The sequence below is a fragment of the Streptomyces sp. MAI_2237 genome (genome assembly GCF_054189285.1).
In genome coordinates this window covers 463,566-487,577 of record NZ_JAJPGQ010000009.1, presented here as the reverse complement: position 1 = coordinate 487,577, position 24,012 = coordinate 463,566, and the positions used below count along the sequence as shown (strand labels likewise).

The 24,012-nt window shown below is 70.8% G+C and carries 22 protein-coding genes; 6 read left to right on the top strand and 16 right to left on the bottom strand.

Annotation, left to right across the window (positions count from 1 at the left end):
- Positions 1-25: 25 nt before the first annotated feature.
- Positions 26-931, bottom strand: a complete 906-nt coding sequence (locus LN251_RS37590) for an SDR family NAD(P)-dependent oxidoreductase (RefSeq protein WP_458248635.1) — start codon at positions 929-931, stop codon at positions 26-28.
- Positions 928-1,683 carry an SDR family oxidoreductase gene (locus LN251_RS37585; protein ID WP_458248634.1) on the bottom strand — a complete coding sequence of 252 codons (756 nt, stop codon included), beginning with the start codon at positions 1,681-1,683 and terminating at the stop codon, positions 928-930. The genes LN251_RS37590 and LN251_RS37585 overlap by 4 nt, the downstream gene beginning before the upstream one ends.
- Positions 1,684-1,762: 79 nt before the next feature.
- Between LN251_RS37585 and LN251_RS37580 the strand changes: the two genes are divergently transcribed.
- Complete coding sequence (locus tag LN251_RS37580) at positions 1,763-2,632, top strand: helix-turn-helix transcriptional regulator (protein ID WP_458248633.1); 870 nt, start codon at positions 1,763-1,765, stop codon at positions 2,630-2,632.
- Between the two features lie 113 nt (positions 2,633-2,745).
- On the top strand, positions 2,746-4,197 hold the full coding sequence (locus LN251_RS37575; protein ID WP_458248632.1) for a nitronate monooxygenase: 1,452 nt from the start codon (positions 2,746-2,748) through the stop codon (positions 4,195-4,197).
- A gap of 24 nt (positions 4,198-4,221) precedes the next feature.
- On the opposite strand, the gene LN251_RS37570 is transcribed toward LN251_RS37575, so the two are convergent.
- The 10 genes from LN251_RS37570 to LN251_RS37525 form a co-directional block, all read right to left on the bottom strand.
- Positions 4,222-4,473, bottom strand: a complete 252-nt coding sequence (locus LN251_RS37570) for a Smr/MutS family protein (RefSeq protein WP_404146749.1) — start codon at positions 4,471-4,473, stop codon at positions 4,222-4,224.
- A complete protein-coding gene (locus tag LN251_RS37565; RefSeq protein WP_458249509.1) occupies positions 4,464-4,865 on the bottom strand; it encodes a mersacidin/lichenicidin family type 2 lantibiotic in 402 nt (133 codons plus the stop codon). The genes LN251_RS37570 and LN251_RS37565 overlap by 10 nt, the downstream gene beginning before the upstream one ends.
- A 74-nt stretch (positions 4,866-4,939) precedes the next feature.
- Positions 4,940-6,238: a beta-galactosidase gene (locus tag LN251_RS37560; protein ID WP_458248631.1), complete on the bottom strand. Its 1,299-nt coding sequence runs from the start codon at positions 6,236-6,238 to the stop codon at positions 4,940-4,942.
- Complete coding sequence (locus LN251_RS37555; protein WP_458248630.1) at positions 6,235-6,399, bottom strand: hypothetical protein; 165 nt, start codon at positions 6,397-6,399, stop codon at positions 6,235-6,237. The genes LN251_RS37560 and LN251_RS37555 overlap by 4 nt, the downstream gene beginning before the upstream one ends.
- The gene (locus LN251_RS37550; RefSeq protein ID WP_458248629.1) at positions 6,386-7,879 is read right to left on the bottom strand and encodes an ArnT family glycosyltransferase; all 1,494 of its coding nucleotides are present in this window, start codon (positions 7,877-7,879) and stop codon (positions 6,386-6,388) included. The genes LN251_RS37555 and LN251_RS37550 overlap by 14 nt, the downstream gene beginning before the upstream one ends.
- A gap of 141 nt (positions 7,880-8,020) precedes the next feature.
- Positions 8,021-9,790 (bottom strand): glycosyltransferase, encoded by a 1,770-nt coding sequence (locus LN251_RS37545; protein ID WP_458248628.1) that lies wholly within the window; start codon positions 9,788-9,790, stop codon positions 8,021-8,023.
- 32 nt (positions 9,791-9,822) lie between these two features.
- Positions 9,823-12,270 carry a lipopolysaccharide biosynthesis protein gene (locus LN251_RS37540; protein WP_458248627.1) on the bottom strand — a complete coding sequence of 816 codons (2,448 nt, stop codon included), beginning with the start codon at positions 12,268-12,270 and terminating at the stop codon, positions 9,823-9,825.
- A 4-nt stretch (positions 12,271-12,274) separates the two neighbouring features.
- The gene (locus LN251_RS37535) at positions 12,275-13,693 is read right to left on the bottom strand and encodes a glycosyltransferase family 4 protein (RefSeq protein ID WP_458248626.1); all 1,419 of its coding nucleotides are present in this window, start codon (positions 13,691-13,693) and stop codon (positions 12,275-12,277) included.
- A gap of 4 nt (positions 13,694-13,697) precedes the next feature.
- Entirely contained in the window at positions 13,698-14,486 is a 789-nt protein-coding gene (locus LN251_RS37530) for a glycosyltransferase (protein ID WP_458248625.1), read from the bottom strand.
- A gap of 713 nt (positions 14,487-15,199) precedes the next feature.
- Positions 15,200-15,625, bottom strand: coding sequence for an ester cyclase (locus LN251_RS37525; protein WP_458248624.1), 426 nt, complete (start codon positions 15,623-15,625; stop codon positions 15,200-15,202).
- A gap of 317 nt (positions 15,626-15,942) precedes the next feature.
- Between LN251_RS37525 and LN251_RS37520 the strand changes: the two genes are divergently transcribed.
- The 4 genes from LN251_RS37520 (at position 15,943) to LN251_RS37505 (ending at position 21,041) form a co-directional block, all read left to right on the top strand.
- The gene (locus LN251_RS37520; protein WP_458248623.1) at positions 15,943-16,392 is read left to right on the top strand and encodes an avidin/streptavidin family protein; all 450 of its coding nucleotides are present in this window, start codon (positions 15,943-15,945) and stop codon (positions 16,390-16,392) included.
- A gap of 252 nt (positions 16,393-16,644) precedes the next feature.
- Complete coding sequence (gene ftsH, locus LN251_RS37515) at positions 16,645-18,681, top strand: ATP-dependent zinc metalloprotease FtsH (protein WP_458248622.1); 2,037 nt, start codon at positions 16,645-16,647, stop codon at positions 18,679-18,681.
- A 286-nt stretch (positions 18,682-18,967) separates the two neighbouring features.
- A complete protein-coding gene (locus LN251_RS37510; RefSeq protein ID WP_458248621.1) occupies positions 18,968-19,813 on the top strand; it encodes a universal stress protein in 846 nt (281 codons plus the stop codon).
- Positions 19,814-20,015: 202 nt separating this feature from the next.
- Entirely contained in the window at positions 20,016-21,041 is a 1,026-nt protein-coding gene (locus LN251_RS37505) for a CapA family protein (protein WP_458248620.1), read from the top strand.
- A 442-nt stretch (positions 21,042-21,483) separates the two neighbouring features.
- Here the strand turns inward: LN251_RS37505 and LN251_RS37500 are convergent, their stop codons facing one another.
- The 4 genes from LN251_RS37500 to LN251_RS37485 all read right to left on the bottom strand — a co-directional run bounded on the left by LN251_RS37500 (position 21,484) and on the right by LN251_RS37485 (position 23,730).
- Positions 21,484-22,104 (bottom strand): Rv1733c family protein, encoded by a 621-nt coding sequence (locus LN251_RS37500; RefSeq protein ID WP_458248619.1) that lies wholly within the window; start codon positions 22,102-22,104, stop codon positions 21,484-21,486.
- Between the two features lie 70 nt (positions 22,105-22,174).
- Entirely contained in the window at positions 22,175-22,993 is an 819-nt protein-coding gene (locus tag LN251_RS37495) for a hypothetical protein (RefSeq protein WP_458248618.1), read from the bottom strand.
- Positions 22,990-23,364, bottom strand: coding sequence for a TraR/DksA family transcriptional regulator (locus LN251_RS37490; RefSeq protein WP_458248617.1), 375 nt, complete (start codon positions 23,362-23,364; stop codon positions 22,990-22,992). The genes LN251_RS37495 and LN251_RS37490 overlap by 4 nt, the downstream gene beginning before the upstream one ends.
- Before the next feature lie 42 nt (positions 23,365-23,406).
- Positions 23,407-23,730 (bottom strand): TraR/DksA family transcriptional regulator, encoded by a 324-nt coding sequence (locus tag LN251_RS37485; protein WP_458248616.1) that lies wholly within the window; start codon positions 23,728-23,730, stop codon positions 23,407-23,409.
- Positions 23,731-24,012: the final 282 nt, after the last annotated feature.

The following is a 24,012-nucleotide window of genomic DNA, read 5'->3' as shown; positions in this document are numbered from 1 at the left end:
TCCTTGAACGGGTTGTCGAGTGTGATCAGAGGCTTGCGTGCGGGGCGAGGAGTTCGTCTATCCCGATGCGGCGGTAGAACTCGGCGCGGATCCGGTCGTACATGATCGACACCACCTCGCTTCCGTCCCGGCTGGGATCGACGTGGGTACGGAAGGGGCGTGCGCCAGGCGGCAGACCGACGACACGGACGATCTCGTCGGCCACCTCCCCGGCCTCGCGGCCGGCGGGGAAGATGTCGCTCAGCGTCTCGGTCATGGTGCTCCTGAGCCGGCCGTACAGCTCGTCGTACTCCGCGGCGCGCAGGGTGTCGGCGGGTGCGCCTGCATGGGCGAAATGGTTGGTGCCGCTCGGGTAGGCGCCGGGGATGACGAGGGTGGTCTCGATGCCGAACTTGACCACTTCGGCGGCGTAGCTCTCGGCGAGGGCGTCCATGGCGGCCTTGGCGGCGAAGTAGGGCGCGAGGAACGGCGGATGTCCGCCCCGGGTCGAGGAGGAACCGACCCACACGAGCAGTCCCTGTCGTCGGCGGCGCATGATCGGCAGCACGGCGCGGTTGACCCGCTGAGTGGACAGTACGTTGACGTCGTAGACCTCGGCGAGCTGGTCGGGGGTGAAGGCTTCGGCCGGTCCGAGGACCATGTGGCCGGCGTTGTGGACCACGACGTCGATGCGTCCCTGCTCGGTCATGACGTGGTCGATGGCGGCGTCGACCGAGTCCTGGTCCTGGACGTCCATCTCCACGGCGGCTGCCTGCAGGCCGCGCTCCGTCCCGAACCGGGCCAGTGCGGCGACGGCGGCGGCGTTGCGGTCCGCGGTGGCGCGCATGCCGGCGTACACATGGTGGCCGGCCTCGGCCAGGGCGCGTGCGGTGAGGTTCCCGAAGCCACTGGACGCTCCGGTGACCACGACGACGTTCGGTTGATGCGTCACACCATGCCTCCGTTGGCGCGCAGGATCTGGCCGTTCACCCAGTGCCCTGCCGGGCTGGTGAGGAAGGCGACCACCTGGGCGATGTCCTGCGCGGTGCCCAGCCGCTCCAGCGGCGGGGCCTTGGCGAGCCGGTCGATCTGCTCGGGCGTCTTGCCTTCGAGGAACATGTCCGTGGCCGTGGGGCCGGGGGCGACGGTGTTCACGGTGATGTCCCGTCCGCGCAGCTCGCGGGCGAGGATCAGGGTCATCGACTCGACGGCGCCCTTGCTGGCCGCGTACGCGCCGTAGGTCGGGAACTGCGTGCCCACCACGGACGTCGAGAACCCCACGAACGAACCGCCCGCCCGCAGCCGCCGGGCGGCCTGCCGGGCGACGACGAAGGTGCCGCGGATGTTGGTGCGGTGCATGGCGTCGAGTTCCGCCAGGTCGAGGTCGGCGATGGGGGAGAGGGCCATCCGGCCGGCCGAGTTCACCACGACGTCCACGCCGCCGAACTCCTCCTGCGCCCGGTCGAACAGTGCGGCGACCTCCTCCTCGTCCGCCACGTCCGCCCGTACCGCGAGCGCCCGGCCGCCGTTGGCGGTGATCGCCGCCACCGTCTCCTCGGCGGAGTCCTTGTCCCGGGCGTAGTTCACCACGACGGCCAGGCCGTCCTCGGCGAGCCGGCGGGAGACCCCCCGGCCGATGCCGCGCGAACCGCCGGTGACGATGGCGACCCGTACAGCCGCCGACGTGCTGTGTTGCGAAGTCATGTCCTCCACGATGCGGGGCTGCGGCAGGCGGAACCAGGGGATGTCATCCCCTGGTTCCGCCTCTCCGGCCGGACGCACAATGGCAGGCATGGGTTCTGGGAAATACACCGAGCTGGGGCTCTTCCTGCGTTCCCGGCGTGAGCGCATCCGCCCGGCCGACGTGGGGTTGCCGACCGGCCCTCGGCGCCGGGTGCCAGGACTGCGCCGGGACGAGGTCGCGCAGCTCGCCGGAGCCTCGGTCGACTACTACAACGAGTTGGAGCGCGGAGCCGGGTCCCAGCCCTCCGAGCAGATGATCGCCGCGCTGGCACGGGCGCTGCGCCTGACCGCGGACGAGCGCGACTACCTCTACCACCTGGCGGACCGCCCGGTGCCGGCGCACGGCTCAGCCGCCTCGCACGTCCATCCCGGCATGCTCGATCTGCTCACCCGTCTGACGTCGACCCCGGCACAGGTCATCACCGATTTGCACGTCACTCTCGTACAGAACCCGCTCGCGGTGGCGCTGCTCGGGGACCACTCCGGTTTTCGGGGCCCGCGGGCCAGCTTCGTGCACCGGTGGTTCACCGAGCCCGCGGCCCGGCGTCTGTATCCCGAAGCCGACCACGCGGCGCAGTCCCGCGCCTTCGTCGCCGACTTGCGGGCGGCGGCCGCCCGACGCGACAGCAAGGACACCGAAGCCGGCTCGATGATCAGCTCGTTGCTCGCGACGTCCCAGGAATTCGCCGCCCTGTGGGCCGACCACGACGTGGCGTTCCGGCGCAACGACCGCAAGCGCCTCAACCATCCCGCACTCGGCGTGATCGAGGTCAACTGCCTCAATCTGTTCAGCGAGGACGGCCGGCAGCGGCTGCTCTGGTTCACCCCCGCGGTCGGCACCGACAGCGCCGACGCCCTCGACCTCCTCGCCGTCCTCGGCACCCAGCAGATCACCGAATCCACGCGCTGAAGTTCTGCCTCGCCTCCCAACCCCGGCGGCCGACGGCGCCCTTGGTTACGGTAGCGTAGGTTACGGCACCGTAAGTACGTGTTCCGAACCGGCGATCATCCTTGCGAGGAACCATGAGCACACCCGGGACGAAAACGGACCTGCCCTGGCTGATCCAAGGGGGAATGGGGGTGGGAGTCTCCGGCTGGCGCCTGGCCCGTTCCGTCGCGCGGACCGGGCAGTTGGGCGTCGTCTCGGGCACCGCCCTGGACACCCTGCTGATCCGGACACTGCAGAGCGGTGACCCCGGCGGCCACCTCAGGCGGGCCCTCGCCGCCTTCCCCGTGCCGGAACTCGCCGACTCACTACGGCAGCGCTACTTCGTCGCGGGTGGGATCGGCGCCGACGAGCGGTACGCCGCCACGCCTCGGCTGACGGCCGACGAGGCATGTGCCGCAAGGGAGTTGACGGTCGTCGCCAACTTCTGTGAGGTGTGGCTCGCCAAGGAGGGCCACGACGGACGGATCGGCATCAACTACTTGGCCAAGGTCCAACTCGCCACGGCCCCCGCCATGTTCGGCGCGATCCTGGCCGGCGTGGACTACGTCCTGGTCGGCGCCGGCATTCCGGCGGAGATCCCGGGCATGGCGACCCGCCTCGCCCAACTCGAACCCGTCACCGCCCGGTTGGATGTCGAGGGTGACGACACCGCCGTAGAGCTGGCCTTCGATCCGGCCTCCGTACTGAGCGGTGCGCAGGCGGGCCCCCTGCGCCGGCCCGACGTCCTGGCCATCGTCTCGCTGCCGGCCCTGGCGTCGTATCTGAGCCGGTCGCCTCAGACCACGCCCGACGGCTTCGTCGTCGAAGGCCATGGCGCGGGCGGGCACAGCGCGCCACCGCGCGGGCCGATGCGCCTGGACGAGCAGGGCGACCCCGTCTACGGGCCGCGTGACATCCCCGACTTCGCCAAGATGGCGGCCCTCGGCCTGCCCTTCTGGATCGCCGGCGGTCAGTGCGGACCCGAACAACTGCGCCGGGCACGGGCCGCGGGAGCGGCCGGCGTCCAACTCGGCAGCGTCTTCGCGCTCTGCGAGGAGTCGGGCCTCGAAGCGCCGCTGCGGCGCCGCCTGGTCCAGCGTGAGCTGCGCACGGCACTGACCGTCCGCAACGATCCCTCGGCCTCTCCGACCAGCTTCCCGTTCAAGGTCGCCGACCTGCCCGGCACACTGGCCGACCCGACCGTGAGCGCGGCACGCCGCCGGCTCTGCGACCTCGGCTATCTGCGCACCCCCTACCGCACCGAGCGCGGCGCCGTCGCCTACCGCTGTCCTGCGGAACCGACCGCGATGTACGTCCGCAAGGGCGGTGCGCCCGAGCAGACGCAGGGCCGGCAGTGCCTGTGCAACGGACTGCTGGCCGCCGTCGGGCTCGGTCAGCGCCGCCCGCACGGCGTGGTCGAACCTCCCATCGTCACCATCGGCCAGGACCTCGGCTTCCTGCGGCAGTTGGCCCCCGAAGGCCAGACCTACAGTGCCGAGTCGGTGGTGCGATGGCTGTCGACGGGTCTGACGGAAGCGGCCGTCTGACCGCGGTCCCGGGACGACCGGGTTTCAACGGAGATGGACCAGGATCCGGCCCGCGTTGGTCGGATCCGTCTCCACGCGGGCGTACAGCTTCCTCAGGTGCTTCTGCGCCAGCACGGCCAGCACGCGCTTCTTCAGCTGGCCGGTCCCCTTGCCCGGGATGATCTGGACGATGTCCTCACCGGTGGCGGCGGCCTTGAAGAGAGCCTGCCGAAGGGCCGTGTCGATGGCGCGATCGCTGCGGAAGACGGGGTGCAGATCCAGGGTGATCAGGGCCATCGCCTCCGGTGGGCTGGGTCCCGGCCACTGCCGGGCCCCGCGGGACTCGTCGTACGGCGCAGCGTACGTCCGGCCCGCTTCAGGAAGCGGACGGGCCCAGTGTGACATCCGTACGCGGGGCACCCGGCCGGGGTTCCTTGAACTCGATGAACAGAGAATGGGTGGCCGATGACGCCCGCCGGATTCTCCGGCAGGTCGGCCAGTTCACCGGCGCTCGGGGTGTTGCGGTATTCCGGGTCCTCCCAGGGGGGGGCGGTGAACCTCACGGTCGTCAAAAAGGTCGAGCAAGACAGGAAGAGTGTCAGGAGTCTCCGTAAGACCGCCCGGGCCGAGCAGCGCCAATGCCGTATCCCGAAGTACGGGACGCTTTTGAAGAATCGGCAGTGTCGCATCGCCCGTCGTCGACGAGCGTGGATCACGGAGCCTGTGAGAGGCGGACCTGTCGTTAGATGAGGCGGACCGGTGTTCACGTCAGGTGGTGAATCATTGCCGTGTAATCGCGCAGTGACGAACCCGGTGTCCCGTCGTAGAGATTGCCGTCGAAAGCCCACATCAGCCCTTTGAGGCCGCACGTGCGCACCTGCCGTGCCGCGTCCGGCATGACGCCGGGGTAGTACGGACGCACCTGGGGGCCGGCGCTCTCGCCGGCCACCGCGAAGCCCTCGCGCCGGGCGATGGCGGTGACCCAGCGCGCCGAGGACCAGCGCCGGACGCGGGCGTCGGAGGTCGAGTCGAGGCGCACGGCCGCGTCCGTGGGCCGGCAGCCGTTGGCGCGCGGTACTCCGGTGCCGTTGACCAGCGACGTGGTCACGATCTGAACGTTCTTGCCGGGACGGATCTGTTCGATGGTCTTGAAGTAGCCGGCGCCACGGCCGATCAGACCGCCAACATATCGCCCGTCGAAGTACTCGCGCACGGCTGTGGCGTAGTCGCCCGGGTAGTAGCCGGCACCGGGGACGAGCACCTTGAGCAGACCGCGGTAGCCCAGCGAACGGTAGGTGGCCTGCTGCCAGTTGACGGCCTCGGCCAGTGCGCCGAGGTACCACGCGTACCATCGGGCGGCCTGGGCCCGGGTGAAGGAGGTCCCGCGGTACTGACGCTCACCGGGCCTCCAGCCCGGGAACGGGTTGAGGGGCACGGACCCGGCTCTGTCGGGCGAAGGCGAGGCGCTCTGCGCGTAGCGGTCGTAGGCCCAGTAGTCGCTGCCGGGTCGACCGTCGGCGGGTACCGGGGGAGGGTAGGTGAACTCTCCGTTGTCGTTGACTCCGACGCGGATGGACCAGAAGTTGTCCAGCCCCACCTTGCTGTCGAGTGCCTGGATGTACCGGCGTACGGCGTCGCGGATCTTCTGGCTGAAGACCACGTTGGCGGTGTCCGTGTAGCGGTCACCGTGCTCGTCGGTGAAGGCGGCGTCGGGAAACCGCCTGTCCAGCCACTGCGGGGGATGGTTGATGCCGACTCCGGCCTCGATGCGGGCGCCGGCCTTGTGCAGGGTTCGCAGGTCATGCCTGATGTGGTCGATGTAGCGGTTGTCGTACCGGCCCGGGCCGGGTTCGAACTGCTCCCAGCGGATGGTGAGATGGGCGACGCCGATGCCGTTGCGGTGCTCCAGGCGCGCCTTGCCGGGATCCGTGCGGAGTGTGCCGAAGAAGTACCGTGCCTGTGCGTCTCCGTCACTGCGTGGCAGGACGGCGAGTGCCGCGAGGATCACCAGGACGGCGGCCACCGCACAGGCCAGCAGAGTGCGACGTCGCGTGGTGCTCATCGCAGCATCTCCTTGTACAGATCGGCGTCGTGGGCTCTGAAGCGGTCGAGGCCGAAACGGAACTCCACCACGCTGCGCCCTCGCTCGGCGCCGCCCTCCTGCCCCTCCAGGGGGCCGCTGGTGAGCAGCAGCACGCGCGGACATGTCCTAGCGGGGTACATGGGGTCGTTCCTTGGCCGGTGATTGCGGTGGTGGCGACAGTCGGTAGAGGGCGAGTCTTCCGTACAGGTCGCTGTGGGTGCTGAAAAGCAGCGTGCCGCCCTTGACGAGGTGGCGCGCGCCGTCCGGTGTCAGGCGCGTGTAACCGTCGTCCACGAGTTTCCAGGGGATGACCGCGTAGCGGGCCGCGGGATGGTTCCCTTCGGCGCGTCTGACGTCGTAGTCGCCGTCGAAGGTCCACTTGATGATGCCCGCCGTGGACTCGCCGTCGGTGGCGACGACGATGCTGCCCCGTGGCACATGGTCGTTCATGTAAACGCGCAGCTGCGCGAATCCGTCCTCCGTGCGCGTCCGGGACTGCGCGTAGGACACTCCGGAGGCGGCCAGCGTCGCCGCGACGAAGACCACGACCAGGGTCCTCAGGACGGAGTAGCGCCGCGTGCCCGCTCGCCAGAGGGGGATGTGCCGTCCGCTGAGCACGAGCGATACGGCCACCGTGACCGTCGCTATGTTGGGCACCACGAGCAGGTAGAGGAACTTCTCCTCGAGCGTTCCCAGTGCCAGGGCGTATCCGAGGGCGAGACCCGCCGACAGCTCGAAGAGAGCCAGCAGGCGATGGGTGCGGTCCTTTTGGCGTACGAGGACGGCGAAGGCGATCGTGCCCAGGAGGAGCAGCGTGTAGGTCGGCCAGAAGGTCGGCAGTTCGGCGAAGAGGCGCTCGGAGAGGGCGTTGCCGCGAGGCGCGTTGAAACCGGTTGCCTGAGTGATCCCGAGCAGGCGGCGCACGCCGTAGGTCTTGGAGTCCCAGAAGGCACCGAAGTGACCGGCCGCGGCGACGACGATCAGGTAGATCGCGTAGCACGACACCGCGACGCCTCCGCAGACGGCCGCGAGGCGCCGCGGTGGCCCCCAGTTCAGGATCAGAGCCGCACCCATCGGCACGACGGTGATCAGGGATGCCTGGTCTCTGGTCAGCACGGCCACGCCGAAGCACAGGCCGGCTGCCACGGCTCTCAGGCCCGCTCGTTTGGGTGGAGGGTCCCGGGTGAGGGCGATCAGCAACAGATAGCCGGCGAGAACCCACAGCAGCGTCGCCGTCTCCAGGATGGCGCGGTCGTTCTGCCGGATGCAGTACGGGTCCGTCGCGAACAGCAACCCCGCCGTCACACCGGCCTTCCACCTGGCGACATCTGTCACGAGCAGCATCAGCAGGAGGGCGGTGACGCCGGCCAGCACCGCGTTGAGGGCTCTGCCGTCGTACACGCCGGCGACGACGTCCGGGTGGCCGCCGAGGAGCTTGCCCCATCCGGCCCGCAGGTAGAAGAAGCCTGGCGGATGCAGGAAGAACAACCCCTTGCCGGTGCGCGGGAATCCGCCGTCGCTGACGCTGGCACTCACGTCGTAGTAGATGACCTCGTCGACGAAGAGGTCGCTCGCGCGTTGCAGCCCCAGCAGCCTCAGGGCCACGGTCAGCAGACCCACTGCGGCCAGCAGGCTTCCTGCCAGGGCACGAGACGTACCCGGCCGGAGCCTGTGCCGCGCAGCGCGGTGCCGCCCCGGCGGGTTCGTGTGCGCGGCGCCGGTGGCCAGAGGCGGTGTGGGCGAGCGACCGGGCATGGGGTCTCACCCCTGGTGCGTGCGTGCCGCGAGGTTGTCGGACGCGTCGAGGACGCGCCGGGCGAGGGAGCGGTAGCGCTGTGACATGGCCTGCGCCGTGTACTGCTCCGCCAGGTGTGCGGCCTGCTTGCCGAGTAGGTCGCGCCATGCCGTGTCGTCGGCGAGTTCTCTCATGCGCGCGGCCAGGGCGTCCACGTCGAAGGCGGGGACCGCGACATCGCCGGCGCCGCCCGTCCACCGCAGGGCGGGCAGGTCGAAGTGCAGCACCGGTTTGCCGTAGGACATCGCCTCGAGTGCCACGATGCCGAAGGTCTCCTGGCGCGACGGCATGACCACGAAGGTGCTGCCCTGGAGCAGTCGGTGCTTGCGCCGCCCCTCGACGTGGCCGACCAGCCGGGCCGTCGGACCGGTTCCTCGCCCGGCTTCCCCCGGAGCGGGGAGGCCGTCGACGAGTTTCGTCAGTTGCTTCTCCTGTGCCGCGGTTCCGCGGCCGGCCAGTATCAGGGGAAGCGTCACCCCGGATCGGGCGTAGGCCTTCATCAGGAGGTCGAGGCCCTTCTGCCACATGTCGATGCGTCCCAGGAACAGGATGTAGCCCTGATCGCGGGGGACCGGTCCGGATGGGGGTTCGGGTTCGGCGGACGGCGGGTCGATGCCGTTGGGAATCACCTCTACCGTGGTGCCGGGGCTCAGCCGCCGGATCGCCGTGGCATCAGCCTCGTTCATGACGATCAGATGCCGGTAGCGGCGGTAGCCGAAGCGCTCGGCGAACCGGTACGGCAGGTGGTACTTCCGTCGCATGAACTCGCTGTAGCGCACCTTGTCGATGCCGATCACGGGGGCTCGGGTCGTCAGGGGCAGCAGCCCCGCCGAGAACGGTGGAGTGAGGTTCTCCAGCCAGAGGTCGTGCGGCACTGTGCGGGCGACGAACGGCAGCATCGCCTGGAAGAGAAGCTGCCCGCCCCGGGGGCCGGCCCACGACACGGGGAGGGTGCGGTACAGCACGCCGCCTTCCGCGTGGGTGCGGCGGTGCGCGCCGGCGGTGACGATCGTGACGTCGAACTCATCGCTGAGGTCCCGGGCCACCCGCTCCAGAGACACCGCGCTCCCTCCCGCGTATTCCTTCTGGCTTGTGTTGTCGAAGTTGGAGATCACGACACGGGGCCGCCTTGCGGGGGTGGGCGCCGTCTCGGGGATCGCCCCGATCGCCGTGGCCACCAGCTCGGAGACGTCCCGCCCCGCCTCGAGTTCCACCACGGACGGCACCTGCCGCGCCCATCGGTGGTAACGGCCGGGCCAGCCGTCCGTGACCTCGGGGACCCGTTGCCGGCTCAGTACCTCAGGGACCGGCGGTCGGCCTTCGAGCAGCACAGTGGTGTCGTACCGGCGGGTCAGCCGGGTCAGCCGCCGTGCCGCGGCCGAACGCGGTACGGGGTCGAACTTGGCCAGCGCGTCGAGCGGGCCCCGGTCCGTGACGATCGCGGTGGGCCGGCCATGGTGGCGCCGTAGTGACACTGTCGCCACCATCAGGCGGGTGCTGAGTTCGGTGGTGTCGATCAGGCAGTGGACCGCCTCCAGTGGACGGCGCAGGAACCCGGCGGTGTCATGGTGTGGCTGCGGGCCGTCGCGCCAGTGGCGGGGAGGGGGCAGTCGCCTGCAGACGACACAGCCGTAGAGGTGGGGTGTGGCCACGGCGCAGCCTCGCCGTCGGAGCGTCTGCGCGAGCTCCTTCACCAGCGTCGTCTTGCCGAGGGCGTCGGGTCCGGACACTGCCACGACGAGTGGCCTACCTGAGGTGCGCATCGAGATCATGTCGATCCTCCTCGCAGTTTCTTGGTGAGAACGAGCGGTACACGCAGAGCCACTTCACGAGCGGCGGTGAGCCCTTGGCCCCTACGTGCCAGGTGATACGCGTGCTCGGCGGCGACGCGGAACGAGAGCGGCACGGGCAGCGGGACCGGCAGGCGAACCGGGTCTCCGTGGTCCAGCCGGGCGATGGCCGCCGTGGCCACGGCGAGCGCGGAGCGGCAACCGGAACCCCAGCCCTCCGCGGCGGTCTCCCGCAGGGCCTGGTCGATGACGTCCGGCTTCAGCAGGGGGCGCAGGGCCAGCAGCTCGGCCAGGTTGAGGGTGAGGTTCTGGAACAGCGCGTGCGCCAGCCAGATGCGCAGCGCGTCCGCCTCGTCGGGCAGCAGACAGCCAAGGTCGTCAGCCGGCGTCGCCCGGTCGAGCAGGTGGCCGGTGGGGACGACGGGAATGCCGAACCAGCAGACGGCCGTGTGCAGATGCACGGCCGGGCCGCGGGCCGGCCACAGCAGGACCTTCGTGGAGCGCTCCAGCCAGTACGACGTACGGCGGGCCGTCCACGGGGCCAGGGCGTGCCGGCCCGCTTGCCACTGGTCGGGCGGTACGACGAGGTCGAAGTTGTTGTAGGTGTAGTCGTCCGTCAGGTCGGCTTTGATCAGCACCGCCGGGATGTCGGCGGCGCGCAGGCGGTCCGTGGCCTCGGCGAGGTTGCGCCGGAAGAGGTGGGTGGCCTGTTCCGCCTGGGTCACCGTGTCGGCCAGGGCGTGGGGGTAGGCGCGCGCGAGGCGCCCTTCGACCTGGTTGCGGCGGGCCAGGGCGAGCGCGTGCCGCAGTGTGTCGTCGTCGGTGGGGGGCGGGGTGCCCGCCCAGACGGCCTCGCGCAGGATCCGGTAGGGATCGCGGCACTTGGGCGGCCCGTCGCCCTGCGGTGGACCGGCGGGGGTGCGGTCGCCGGGGGGATGCCCGGCGGATGGAGCCCTTGCGGACGGACTCGGCGGATCGGGGGATTCGCCAGACGGGGCCGGCGTCTGGTGTCCATGCCCGCCGCGGTCGCGGAGGAAGCGGACGGCCGTACGTGCCGCGATGATCAGCGCCGCCGCGAGCCACGCCACGGGTAGGGGCCTCAGCACCACGAGGGCGCCGATGACCAGCAGCGATTCCGTCAGCATCGGCCGCGTCAGGATCTCGGTGCCCTGGCGGCGCACCAGACGCCCGACGAGAAGGGCCGCCGCGAGCACTGTTCCCAGGGCCGTTCCCGCCGCGTACCCCACGACCCCGCCGACCCGCCAGCCGACGAGCAGGGCTGCCAGGTAGACGCCGAACCCCAGCAGTTGTGCGCGCAGGCATCGGAAGTCGTCGATGGCCTGGAAGAGGGTGGCCGCCAGATTGAGGGCGCCCACCGCGCACCCGGAGACGGCGGCGAAGGCCAAGAGCACACTCATGCGGCCGTACGCGGAGGGGAACAGGATGCCGAGGACGGCGGGCGGGATCGTCGCGCAGACCGCCGAGGCGGACACCGCGAGCGTCAGGTACATGCGCACGGCGCTCGCGGTCAGCGTGGCCGAGGCACCGCGCCGGGACAGGGCCGGGAAGAAGGCTGTGGAGATGGCGCCCGCCAGGAACAGGGGCACGCGTCCCACCATGACGCTCGCCTGGTAGCTCGCGGCGTCCGACGGGGGCATGGGCAGCACGGTCGCCAGCACGACGTCGATCGTGGCCACGAGGGCGACCAGCGCTTGCACGGCCGCTATGCCCGTGGCCGTCCGTCCCAGGTTCCGGTGCGCGTGCACGGCCCCGCGTCCGACGTGCCGGGTGCTCGCCCGGTATGGCCACCAGAACAGGAACGGCACCACGCAGATGCCGAGTGCCGCGAGAGCTCCGGTGTCGCTCAGTCCGAGCACGGCGACCAGCAGCACTCCGGCGGCCAGCTTCACCGCCGCCTGGGTCACATTGAGGCAGGCCAGGGTGCGCAGTCGTTCCCTGCCCTGCAACCAGCCCAGCGTGGTGGTCGTCACGAACATCAGCAAGGTGCCCGCGGCGAGGACCGACGTGGTGGGGGTGCCGGCGAACTCGCGGGCGACACCGGCGACGACACCGGCGGCCGCGACGCCGGTCAGCGCTCCCAGGAGGGCGGCGAAGCGTACTGCTCTGATCTGGTCGGCGTCGGAGCCCGCTCGGGCCAGCGCCTGGGCCAGCATCCACGGGATGGCGACGACCGCCACGCTCGTGACGCAGAGGGAGAGCCGCTGTCCGGCCGCGAACACCGAGAAGGCCCGGACGTCCAGGAGCCGCGTGAGGACCAGCGCGTAACCGTAGTTGAGGGCGCCCACGAAGAGCGCGCCGACGGTGATCCACCGGGCGCCCTGTTCTGCGGTCGACGCCTCTCCACCTCGGTGCGGAGCCTGTGACGGATCCGGCCGGCCCGCGAGGCCGGTGTCCGAGTAGGTCACGGGGTCACCTCCCTCCGAGCAGGACGTCCTTCCTGCTGGCGAGCGTGGTGAACGAGATTTCCTCGTCCAGTACGTTCAGCCGTTGCAGTGCGCGGCGTGCCTGCACCTCGTCGCAGCCGTACAGGAATGCCTCAAAGGAGTTGCCGTGCCGGGACCACACGTCGGTGTCGCGGAGGGCATGCATGAGGGTGTGCTCCATGGCGTCCCCGTCGAGGGCACGGAACCGGGTGTGCACGGTCAGGTCCACGGTCCGCCGCTGGGAGTGGCGGTGCCGGTGGATGCGGTGCACTTCCTCGGTCAGGACGGCGGCGAGGCGTTCCGCGCTGCGGTCCCAGGAGAACGCGGCGCTCCACTGGCGGCACCGCTGTGCCCACGCCTGGCGTTCGGCCGGGTCCGCGAGTTGGCGCAGAGCGCCGAGGACGCCGTCGGCGAGGTCCGCGTCGGGCGCCAGCAGCCATCCGGTGGAACCGTCGTGGATGGAGTCGCGGAGGCCGGGCACGTCGAACGCCACCGCGGGCTTGCCCAGCGCGTTCGCTTCGAGCACCGCGAGTCCCCAGCCCTCCGCCTCGGACGGCACGACGGTCAGCCAGGCGCGGGTCATCAGTTCCTGTTTGCGCTCCTCGCTCACGTGACCGTGGAAGGTCACACTGGGCGTCACCCCGAGCTGGTCGGCGCATTCCTCGAGATAGCGCTGGGCATCGCCCTTGCCGCAGATGTCGATGTGCAGATCCGGCATCTCTTCCAGCAGTTGCGGCAGTGCGCCGATGAGCAGGTCCAGGCGTTTTTGCGGGACCAAGCGGCTCACCACGGTGATGGTGGGGGTGGCGGCCGTGGGCGGCGAGGGGGTGGTCTCCGCGGGTGGCGGAGCACCGTTCGGAACGATGTGCACCGTGTTGTGGAAGCCGAGGACACGGCGAATGCCCTCCCGGGTGGAGGGCGACACCACGACGACGGGGCACCCTCGATACACCCACTTGCTCAGGCGTTTTTCCATGAAGCGGCCGACGGCGCTGAGCGGCCACGGGAACCACAGGTCGAACTGGTCCTGGTGCACGTGGTGGATGACGCAGACGTCCGCCGTCCAGCGGCGCGTGAACAGGGGTGAGAAGAAGGGGATGCCGTTCTGGAAGTCGACGACCGCGTCGTAGGCGTGCCGATGACGCAGCATGTGGCTCGCCGCGGCGGCGTAGACGCCGAAGGTTCCGCCGCCGCGCAGGATGCGGACGCCTTCTGCCCATGAGGTGGACCGGGCGGCCCCCGGATGGCGGGCCGTGAAGACGGTGACCCGCGCGCCGGCGTCGGCGAACCTGCGGGCGATCTCGAAGCAGTACGCCTCGGCGCCTCCGGCCTGCGGATGGCTGGGATCGCGCCAGTTGAGGAACAGCAGGTCGGTCTTTGCCAGGTGGTCGAGTGCGGTGGCCATCACGTCACCTCCGGTCGAGGGCGATCCGGGCGAGATCGGTGACGGAGCGAAGTCCGTCCCGTCGGATCGAGAAGGTCGAGCCGGGAACGTCCGACCAGGCGACCGGAACCTCGATCACGTCGTGCCCGTGACGGACGAGAGCGCCGAGCAACTCGACGTCGAAGGCGAACCCGTTGATGCGGCACTGGTCGATGACCTGCCGCACGGCGTCGCCGTTGAAGAACTTGAAGCCGCACTGGCTGTCGGCTATGTCCGGCAACGTCAGACCCGCCAGCGACCTGAAGACCCAGCCGCCGAGCCGGCGTGCGGGGGGCTGTTCCACCCGGTAGTGCGCCCCAGGGGCGCGGCGGGAGGCGATGACGGCGGAGTGATCTCTCTCCAGCAGGGCCATCATCCGGCCCAGGGTGCCGATGGGAGTGGCTCCGTCGGCGTCGATGAACCCGACGTAGTGCGCGGACGAGGTGGAGAAGCCGCGCCGTACGGCCGCGCCCTTGCCGTGTTCACTGCAGCCGATGAGATGGATGGCCACGGGATCATCGGTGAAGCGGCTGACGACTTCGTCGGTGCCGTCGACGCTGTCGTTGTCCACCACGACGACGGCTGATTTCCACCGCTGCTTGTTCAGGTAGTCGAGGGTGGTGGCCAGGGTCTGGGGGAGACGGCGCTCCTCATTGAAGACGGGAACGATCAGTTCCAGATCTACCGGCGTCCGGCTGAGTCCGACGGTCATGTCTGCCTGCTGCTCGCCGCGCCGCCGGGTGCGGAAGGTGTCGAAGTGAGGCGGCACGATCATGACCGATCACCTCTCCCTTCACAGGATCGGGACGGCCGGCCTTTCGCTGCGTCGACGATGTCGTGGAACGGGGTACCGAGAGGCGTGCCGGTTCGCCGCGCGGGCGCACCAAAACAGCCGTTTGTCCCTCGCGCAAATAGAAAGGGTCAACAGGGGGTTGCACACGAAGCGGCCGCCCACGTGGACGCCGTCGGCTCGCACATGCATGCGGAATCAATCGGGTCGGCACCTTTCCAAGGGCTCAACGGTGAGCGCTCGGCACGTGCACCCGCATATCGGTAAAAGATCAACGCGGCCCGCGATTACGGGATTCCGGCTTCCTTCTTACCTGGCCACTTTCGTTCCGGGTCGGAGAAGGGGCGATTCCTGACAACAAGTTCACCGGCGTCTGTCGCGCTGGAGGGGGGCTGCCAGCGTCTGGTGAGGTATCAGGTTTCTCACCGCCATCGGACGTTATGAGCTATGTCCTCCATGCTCATTACGGACCTGATCAGAGCGCTAGGGCACCTCGGTACCTTGTGGCGGGGCCGTTAGACCGCCTCGAATCGGGAGGTCCGGCCCGTGTGCCGAGGTCCTGTGGCTACTGGCTTCAAGGCAGGGCGGGGCGGAGAATGCTCTCGTGCGTCACCGCTGTGGTGTGGTCACTCGGCTCGTGGCCGGGCATTTGGGCCGCCCCGCTCGCTGCCCGGGCGCAGGTAATTCCCCGGTCGGTTCTACAGGAGTGCGCTCAGCCCCAGTTGGTTCATGATGGCGCCGGTGTCCAGATAGGCACGGCCTTCGTGGATCTTGCCCTCGTGGATCTCATAGATGTCGCAGGCGTGCACCGTGACGTGACGTCCCGTGGCGGGCAGAGTGCCGGCAGGCAGGGTCAGGTCTCCGGTCTGGGTCCCGCTGGTCGTGTACTCGACGACGACGGTGTCGCCCTGGCTGGTGAGGCGGTCGAGGGTGTACTTGCCGTCGGGCATCGCGTCGAACATGGCTTTCGCGAGCTGGGTGAAGCCCTCCGGCCCCTGGAGTGTCCTTCCGCTGCCCTCCTCGGTGAGGGTGCAGTCCGGAGCGACCGATTCGGTGATGGCGCCGTAATCCCGGTCGTTCCATGCCCGGAAAAGGTCCCGGACGAAAGTTTCATTGTCAGACATGAGAACCTCCGGTTGCGAGAAATCCCCCGACTTCCATGGTGATCCCGCATATCGAGCCATGCATCCGTACGAGGTGGACCTTTGAGTGGACCTGCCGACGGGCGACGAGGAGCAGATGTGCGAGCAGGCGGCTCGACCTCGACGAAGGGACTTCGGGTCCTGGAAGGGTCTGCTCGGCCCTGGTGCGGCGGTCATGGGACGCCTGTAGTGGAAGAAGAAGGGCAAGCGGCACCGACCACGTGGTGACGCGGACGCCATCGCCGGACGGCGTGAGGACGTCGAGGAGATCGGGACCGTATGCCAAGGAGGGACAAGCGATGAGCATCAGCGGTGACTGGTACAACGAGATCGGCTCCCACATGCGGATCACGACGGACCCGACCGGCAATGTCAAGGGCACCTACGTCTCCGCCGCCGGGCACGCCATCGGGACGTACCCGCTGGTCGGCCGGTGCGAGGCGGCTGGTGATCCGGAGCACGGAACCCCGCTCGGCTGGACGGTGGCCTGGCGCAACGGACGCACGGACGCCGGGTCGGTGACCAGCTGGAGCGGCCAGTACTACGACGACGGCGACGAGCGGATCTGCGCCACCTGGCTGCTCACGGCATCCGCCGCCGCGGCCAACACCTGGGAGGCCACAGCCGTCGGGCAGGACGTCTTCACTCGTGAATCGCCCTCCCCGGAGCAGGTCGAGAAGCGGCTGCGGCACGCGGGGGCCGGCTCCCACCCGCGGCCCGTCTACCTCGATGAGGTCACGCCCGTGTGAGGAGCGCTGCGACGTCCGCGCGCCTGGCAGCCACGGTGCGCGGCGTCCACGGCCCCGCACGTCCGGCTGGGCCGGGCAGCCCCGTGGGCGGGGACGGTGGGCCCCTGTAGGGGCATGGGTGCGCGCGCGACAGTGGAGGTGCGAGCTGGCATCCGACCGCGCCGTCCACCACCTCTGCTCCGCTCGCCGCGCGTCCGCCTTCGTCCCCGACCCCGCACTCGGTGGGCCCGCCCGAGAACGCATGGAGACGCCATGACCAAGCAGGCCCAGCCACCGCCACCGGGCGACCGGCCGGCGCCGACCGCGCCGCCACGCCCGCCCGCCTGGCGGCACTGGCTGTGGCCCCTGGCGATCGTCCTGGCGCTCGGCCTGTGGACGGTGCTGCCCGCGACGCGGTCCACCGAGCCGCAGAAGGTGAACCTGACGTACTCGACGTTCCTCACCGACGTCGACGCCGGCAAGGTCGAGTCCGTCACGATCAAATCCGACGGACAGACGAGCGGCAGGCTCGCCAACGGGCACACCTTCAGCACCGTCGTCCCGGTCCAGCTCGCCGGCGATCAGCTCCTCAGCCGCCTGGAGAAGCACAAGGTGGAGGTCACCGCGTCCCAGCCGTCCACCACGACGTCCTTCGGCTCCCAGGTGCTGTCCATGATCCTCCTGCTGGGACCGTTCGTCATCATCTTCTGGTTCTGGCGCCGGCTGTCGAAGGGCGGGGCCGCGCAGATGACCGGAGCGCTCGGCGGGGTCGGCAAGTCCCGCGTGAAGGTGTTCGACGCCGAACGCCCCGAGACCACGTTCGCCGACGTCGCCGGGTACGAGGGTGCCAAGGGCGAGATCGCGGAGGTCGTCGACTTCCTGCGGCGGCCCGAACGCTACCGCCGCGCCGGGGCGATGGCTCCGCGCGGCGTGCTGATGGTCGGCCCGCCGGGCACCGGCAAGACGCTGCTGGCCCGCGCGGTCGCGGGCGAGGCGGAGGTGCCGTTCCTGTCGGTGGTCGGCTCCAGCTTCGTGGAGATGTTCGTGGGTGTGGGCGCCGCCCGCGTGCGCGACCTCTTCGCGGAGGCGCGCAAGCGGGCCCCGGTCATCGTGTTCGTCGACGAGATCGACGCGCTCGGGGGCAGGCGCGCCGCCGCCGGGGCCGTCGTGTCCAACGACGAGCGCGAGCAGACGCTGAACCAACTGCTCTCGGAGATGGACGGGTTCGAGGCGGCCGAGGGAATCGTGGTGCTGGCGGCCACCAACCGGCCCGAGGTCCTGGACCCGGCACTGCTGCGCCCCGGTCGCTTCGACCGCCAGGTCACCATTCCGCTGCCCACCCTCGCCGAACGCGCCGCGATCCTGGCCGTGCACTGCCAGGACAAGCGACTCGGCCAGGACGTCGACCTGGACGTGGTGGCGCGCGGCACGCCCGGCTTCTCCGGCGCAGACCTCGCCAACCTGGCCAACGAAGCGGCCATCGTCGCGGTCCGGGACGGCCGCGAGGTGCTGGCTGCCGCCGACTTCGACGCCGCCCGCGATCGGATCCTGCTCGGCCGCCGGGAGGGCTCCAACGTGCTGCTGCCCGCGGAGAAGGAAGCGGTGGCGGTGCACGAGGCGGGCCACGCACTGGTCGCCGCTCTGTCCCCGAGCGCCGACCCGGTCGCCAAGGTCACCATCCTGCCCGCCGGCCAGGCCCTCGGTGTCACCGAGCAACTGCCGCTCGTCGAAAGGCACTTGTACGGCGAGGACTATCTGAACCAGACGCTCGCCGTGCGGCTGGGCGGTCGTGCGGCCGAACTCGTCGTCCTCGGCCAGGGCTCCACCGGAGCGGCCAACGATCTCGCCGGAGCGACCGAGCTGGCGATCAAGATGGTCCGCGAGTTCGGACTGTCGCCCGCGCTGGGACCCGTGGGCTATCCGCAGGGCGGCTCGGTCTTCCTCGGCCGCGGCACACCCGCCATGAGCAGCCGCCCCTTCGCCGAGGCCACCCAGGCGGCCATCGACGACGAGGTCGCCCGCCTGCTGCGTGAGGCCGAACGGCATGCCACCGACCTGCTCAGCCGGCACCGCGTGCAGCTCCGGGAGCTGGCGGACCTGCTGCTCAGGCGGGAGACCGTGGACGGCTCCGTGGTGTACGGCTTGCTCGGCATGCAGCCCCCGAGTGCGCGCCCCGCAGGTGAGACCATCGCGCCCCGCCGGGTCTCCGTCGCCAAGGCACCCGCGGGAGAGCGCGCCGGCCGGACATCCGCCGGCCCTGCTTCCGGCACGGACCGGACCGAGAGGCTCTCGCAGAACGGGGCCGAGTGAGCGGATCGGGGCTTGGGTCGTTCGGGGCAGCGGCAGCGGCGGCAGCGGCAGGGCCGGCGGCACCCGCCTCGCTGAGGGGGGAAGGCGAGCACCGGATGTGCCGGACCGCCCCTCGGCCCGGCGGAAGCCGGCCTCCCGGACGCCCGCCGCGGGTGCCGCGGGCGTGGGAGGCGACGAGGCCTGGGGCCGGGCGTCCCCGTACGTAGTACCTGTGGCCCATGCCGGGCCGGCGTGTTCCCACGGATGCTGGTGCTGAGAGGCCGCGAGCGAGGGACGGTGACGGGTGATGAAAGGATCGTCCGGTGGCCGTGTCATCGTCGGAGTGGACGACTCCCCGGCGGGTCTGCGTGCCCTGCACGCCGCCGTCGCCGAGGCCAGGGCGCTGGGCCGGGAACTCATGGCCGTGCGGGCCTACCCGGCACCGAGCGGCGCTGGTGCGGCCCCGCCGAACCCGCTCGACTGGCGACTGCCCCGCATGCCGCAAGCACCGACGTCCGAGCCCTGGGACCGTTTGCAGGCCGCTTGTGAGGAGCGGGAACTGAGAACGGTGACGCGGACCTTCGAGCACGCGCTGGGGGGACTGCCCGATGACGTACGGGTCACCACGGTGGCGGCGATCGGCCGCCCCGGTCACGTGCTGGTCGCCGCGGCGCACCGGGACGACGACCTGCTGGTCGTGGGCAAGCCACCCGTCCGCCGCCTGCGACGACTCTGGCCATGGCGCTGGTTCCACCGCTCCACCTGCCGCTACTGCGCCAAGCATGCCGCCTGCCCCGTCCTGACGGTGCCAGTGGGCGACCGCGTCCGCTGGGGTGCCGACGCTCACCGCCCTCGGCCTCCGCGGGAGAAGGCATTCGACGACGTGCGACAACCACTCCATGCCGACCACAAGCCCCACGACACCCACGTCGACACCGTTGACGACGGAGCGATCAGGTGGCCCACACGGGCGTGCTGCTGCTCCGCCCCACCCCAGGTGAAGATCCTCATGCCGGCCGGCAACGGCCGCCCGGTCGACCTGTACCTGTGCGGCCACCACTACCGGGCCTCCATCGGAGCGCTGGCGATCACCGACGCGATCGTCCACTTCCGGAACCGGCCGTCGACCGTGTCGCTCGCCGCGCACTCGTAGCGAACACGCCGCGGCGGCGGACCTCGGCACGACGGCGTCACCGAGGGCCGACTGTCCTTCGAGGCGGGCTGTTCGACCCACCCCGCACGCCACAGCCGAGCGTGAGACTCAAAATGTCGGCGCGGCCGACACCATGAAGTCCCCGGCCGCCGATCCGCGTCCTGGAGGCCGACGCCGTCCACAGGGGCGGAGGTGGAAGATCATGACCGTCACGATCGCTCTGGCGGGCGACACCATGCTGGGCCGCGGGGTCGCCGAGGCGCTGGCACACCGCAAGCCGCGCCCGCTGTTCACCCATGCTGTCCAGCAGCTTGTGCAGAGCGCGGACCTCTTCCTGCTGAACCTCGAATGCTGCATCTCCGACCACGACACGCCCATCGACCTGCCGGGCAAGGCGTTCTTCTTTCGCGCTCCGCCCCGCGCCGCCGGCATGCTGGCCGACCTCGGCGCGGACACCGTGTTCCTGGCCAACAACCACGCCTTGGACTACGGCCCCGAAGCCCTCATGGACACCCGCGTGCACCTGGCCCGCGCCGGCATCAGCGCGGTCGGGGCAGGGGCGAACGCCGAGGAGGCCCGCGCGCCGCTGGTCCGGGAGATCGGCGGGCTCAGCATCGGGATCATCGCCGTCGCGGATCACCCCGCCGAGTTCGCCGCCGCGGACGGCAGGCCGGGCGTGGCCTATGCCGACCTGTGGCGCGGAGAGGTGCCCACCTGGCTCGTCGACGCGATCGGCGCGCTGGCCCGCAGTACCGACATCGCCCTGGTCAGCGTCCACTGGGGCCCCAACATGACCGCGCGGCCCGTCCCGCACGTCCGCCGTGCCGCCTCCGTCTTCGTCGACGCGGGGGCCGAACTGGTGGTGGGGCACTCCGCGCACGTCTTCCACGGCTTCACCCGCGGTGTCCTGTACGACCTGGGTGATCTCATCGACGACTACGCGGTCCACCCTGCTCTGCGCAACGACCTGGGTCTGCTGTGGCTGGTCACCCTGGACGAGCACGGCCCGGTGCGCACCGAGGCGGTTCCGATCGCGCTGGACTGCTGCCACACCCGCATCGCCGACCGGGCCGAGTACGCATGGACTGCCGACCGGTTGATCCGTGCCTGCGCCGAGATGGGCACCGAGGTCACGGACGAGGGGGACCGGCTGACCGTCGGCTGGGTCCGCTCCCCGGCCCGCACGAGTCGACCGGGCCCACGACGCCGAGCGGGTCGTACGTCGTAGGAGGGGTCCCGGTGACGCACCACCGGATCGTCGCAGTCGAAGAACCGCGTGGGGGTGAGATCGACGATCACGGTGCGGCCCACCGCCGCGGTCGCGGCATCCAGCTCCGGCATGATCGGAAGAGCGGTGGCGATGTCGAACTCACCGCGGAACTCGATGACTTCCACCCCGTGGACTTCGTGCCCGCCCTCCGCCGAGCCAGACATGTGCCGGGAGCCGCAGATGACACGAACCCCGCTTCCGCATCCTGCCGTACCGCGACGCGAGCGCGCGGCCCGGGCCGGCTGAAGCCCTCCCCGCCCGCCATCCTCCCGCATGGCGGGCGGGGACTCCGGTGCCCGGCCGGCGGTGAGGGGGCCGGCCGGGCACAAAAGCCCTTCTCGACAAGGGGGAGAGGCCGTCGGAGTTCTTCGAACTCCTGCTGCCGGCTCGGCTCGCCGCGTCAGCGAGACGTGGTCCACCGCGGTGCGGTCTCCGCCCAGGCCGCGTCCCACCGGGCGAGGTTGTGGCGCTGCAGCCTGCGGCCCGCGTAGCCGTATGCGGCCGTACCGAGGAGGGGGACGGCCATGGCGGCGAGGACGGCGCAGCCCATGGCGCGATGGCGGGCCTCTTCCGTGGACATGGGCGGGTCCGTGATCCTTCCGTCGGCGTCGACCCAGATGCGGACGGTGCTGCCGACGGCCAGTGCGGGTTCGACCTCGGTCTTCGCCGTGACCGTCTGTCCGTCAGGGGCGGTGAAGCGGACGGGGACGGCGTACAGGGCCTTCCTCGCCTCGTCCGATCCCGGTTCCGGATGGCGAGGAGCATCGCGGACCAGCACGGCCGACGTGTGATGGCGGGTGGCGGCCTGGTGCCGTGCCGTCTCCTTGTGGTGGCGGTAGGCGGTGGTGCCGGCGAGGACCATCGCGGCGGGGGTGGCGGCCAGCACGGCCAGGGTGAGAGCGAGGGCGATCCACGCCTGTGCGAGATCCGTACGGCGGCGCAGGGGGTTGCGCCGCCATCGCCACAGGAGGACGCGCGGGAGTTCTTCGGGCGGGTGCGACGGTGGTGTGGCGCGGGCCACGGTGTCTCTCCTTTCGCCTGAGCGTGTGTGTCTCGCCGCGCATTCGGTGACGGCCCGGGCGGGGTGGGGGCTAGGAGCTGTGGCCGGTGCGGGTGACGGCGGCGGAAGGGTGGGCGTGGGCGGCCTGCAGGAGTTTCGCGGCGCCGCGCACCGCGGCGGTGTGCGGTGCCGGAACGGGCCGGAGGGGAGCGTGGAGCTGTTCGGTGAGGGGACCGGTGAGGTCGACTCGCAGCACGCCCCCTCCGGCGAGGAGCACACCCCGCTGCAGGGCGTCGGTCATCTGGGAGGTGCGGTCCTGCGCCAGCATGGCGGTCACCATGGCGACGACCGCTTCGGCGATCCGCCCGGGCGGGGTGAGGCCGTCCAGGTCGCTGGTGCCCAGGGCGGTGCAGCGGGCGTCGGTCACCGCGCCGTCGGTGAGCAGTGTGACCTCGGTGAGGTGGGCGCCGAGATCCACCACGAGCAGAGGACGGCCCAGGTCGCAGTCCGCGACCGCGGCCACGGCGCGGGCGGCGGGGACGGTCAGCACGGTGCGTGGACGCAGCACGTCGACCGCTGTGCGGGCAGCGGCCCGGTAGGCGACACCGCCCAGTGCGGGCGTCGTCAGGATGACCAGCGGGCGGTCGGGAGGGCGCAGGCGGTGGCCGAACAGCCGGTCGAGCATCCGGGCCGTCGCGGCCGTGTCGACGATGGTGCCGCGCTGGACGGGGTACGTGGCGCCGTCGCCGGGGAAGGCCGCCGTGGGCACGTCGAGGATCGTGCGCCGTCCGGACACGCAGGCACGGGTGCGGGCGCTGCCCAGGTCGAGGGCGATGCCGGTGCACTGCCTGCACCACGGCCAGGAGCGGTGCCGGCTGGTCACGCGACGGGACCCGGGTGCGGCGGTCATCGGCCGGCCTCCCTGACCTGCTGGCACCGGGCGCAGTAGCGGGCCTGCGGCACGATCATGAGCCGCTCGCGCGCGATGGGCCCGCGGCACAGGTGGCAGGCGCCGTAGCGGCCCTGGTCCATCCGTGCGAGGGCGGCTTCGACGTCGGCCAGAACCATACGGGCGGAGGCGGCGAGCTTGACGCGGACCTCGGTCTGGGCGGCGGCCCGCTGGTCGAGCAGTGCGTCGGCGCGAGTCGTGGCGGCGGCCGAGAGATGCAGCAACTGCTCCTGGCGGAAGAGGCGTTGCTCGTGCAGGCTCTCGCGCAGTGCGGCGAAGTCCTCGACCGACAAGGTGGCGTTGCGGTCTTCGATGGTCCGGTGGTTCACCAAGTCACCCCCTGGGAAGGGCGGAAGCGGAGGGCGGAGGGGCTGTCAGGCGGCGTTGCGCTGGCAGGGCACGCAGAAGGGCGTGTAGGGCAGGATCTCCAGGCGCTCGACCGGGATCGGCTTGCCGCAGGTGCGGCAGATGCCGTAGCTGCCGTCCCGAACGCGGGAGAGGGCGGCCTCCACCTCGGCGAGGACGCGACGGATGGTGTCTTTCTGCGCGGACACCATCTGTTCCTCCCCGGCGCCGGCTTCGTCGATGGCGCTCAGCTGGGTGAGGCGGGAGGCACGTTCGTGTTCGAGGCGCTGCACCGCCTCGTGCGGCGTCAGCCGCTCGCGGGAGGTGGGGGACCGGTGGGTGTCGAGGGACATGGAGCTTGCCTTTCGATGAGGAGGCGGGCGTGTCGGGCGCCCATAGGGCGTCGACGGGGGTGGGGGAGTCAGCGGCGAGGGCACATGTCTCCACCGTGACGGGGATGCCGTACAAAACCCATCGGGCGCGATACCCATCTGCGGCACGGCTCGGGGCCTGCCGCGGCGCGGTGGGGCAGGCCGGAGAAATGGGCATTGGAGCCCATCGACGGTGTGAGCGGCAGCGGGCAGGCTGGATGGCAGGCCGGTCAGGACCTGTGGCCGTGGCTCACGCTTTGGGTG

Coding starts and splice junctions, on each gene's coding strand:
- LN251_RS37535 (WP_458248626.1), bottom strand. CDS start 13,693: ATGGCCACCGCACTCGACCACCTGGCAAAGACCGACCTGCTGTTCCTC.
- LN251_RS37555 (WP_458248630.1), bottom strand. CDS start 6,399: ATGTACCCCGCTAGGACATGTCCGCGCGTGCTGCTGCTCACCAGCGGC.
- LN251_RS37580 (WP_458248633.1), top strand. CDS start 1,763: ATGGCAGGCATGGGTTCTGGGAAATACACCGAGCTGGGGCTCTTCCTG.
- LN251_RS37560 (WP_458248631.1), bottom strand. CDS start 6,238: ATGAGCACCACGCGACGTCGCACTCTGCTGGCCTGTGCGGTGGCCGCC.
- ftsH (WP_458248622.1), top strand. CDS start 16,645: ATGACCAAGCAGGCCCAGCCACCGCCACCGGGCGACCGGCCGGCGCCG.
- LN251_RS37570 (WP_404146749.1), bottom strand. CDS start 4,473: ATGGCCCTGATCACCCTGGATCTGCACCCCGTCTTCCGCAGCGATCGC.
- LN251_RS37530 (WP_458248625.1), bottom strand. CDS start 14,486: ATGATCGTGCCGCCTCACTTCGACACCTTCCGCACCCGGCGGCGCGGC.
- LN251_RS37510 (WP_458248621.1), top strand. CDS start 18,968: ATGAAAGGATCGTCCGGTGGCCGTGTCATCGTCGGAGTGGACGACTCC.
- LN251_RS37575 (WP_458248632.1), top strand. CDS start 2,746: ATGAGCACACCCGGGACGAAAACGGACCTGCCCTGGCTGATCCAAGGG.
- LN251_RS37505 (WP_458248620.1), top strand. CDS start 20,016: ATGACCGTCACGATCGCTCTGGCGGGCGACACCATGCTGGGCCGCGGG.
- LN251_RS37585 (WP_458248634.1), bottom strand. CDS start 1,683: ATGACTTCGCAACACAGCACGTCGGCGGCTGTACGGGTCGCCATCGTC.
- LN251_RS37525 (WP_458248624.1), bottom strand. CDS start 15,625: ATGTCTGACAATGAAACTTTCGTCCGGGACCTTTTCCGGGCATGGAAC.
- LN251_RS37520 (WP_458248623.1), top strand. CDS start 15,943: ATGAGCATCAGCGGTGACTGGTACAACGAGATCGGCTCCCACATGCGG.
- LN251_RS37485 (WP_458248616.1), bottom strand. CDS start 23,730: ATGTCCCTCGACACCCACCGGTCCCCCACCTCCCGCGAGCGGCTGACG.
- LN251_RS37565 (WP_458249509.1), bottom strand. CDS start 4,865: ATGCGACACTGCCGATTCTTCAAAAGCGTCCCGTACTTCGGGATACGG.
- LN251_RS37495 (WP_458248618.1), bottom strand. CDS start 22,993: ATGACCGCCGCACCCGGGTCCCGTCGCGTGACCAGCCGGCACCGCTCC.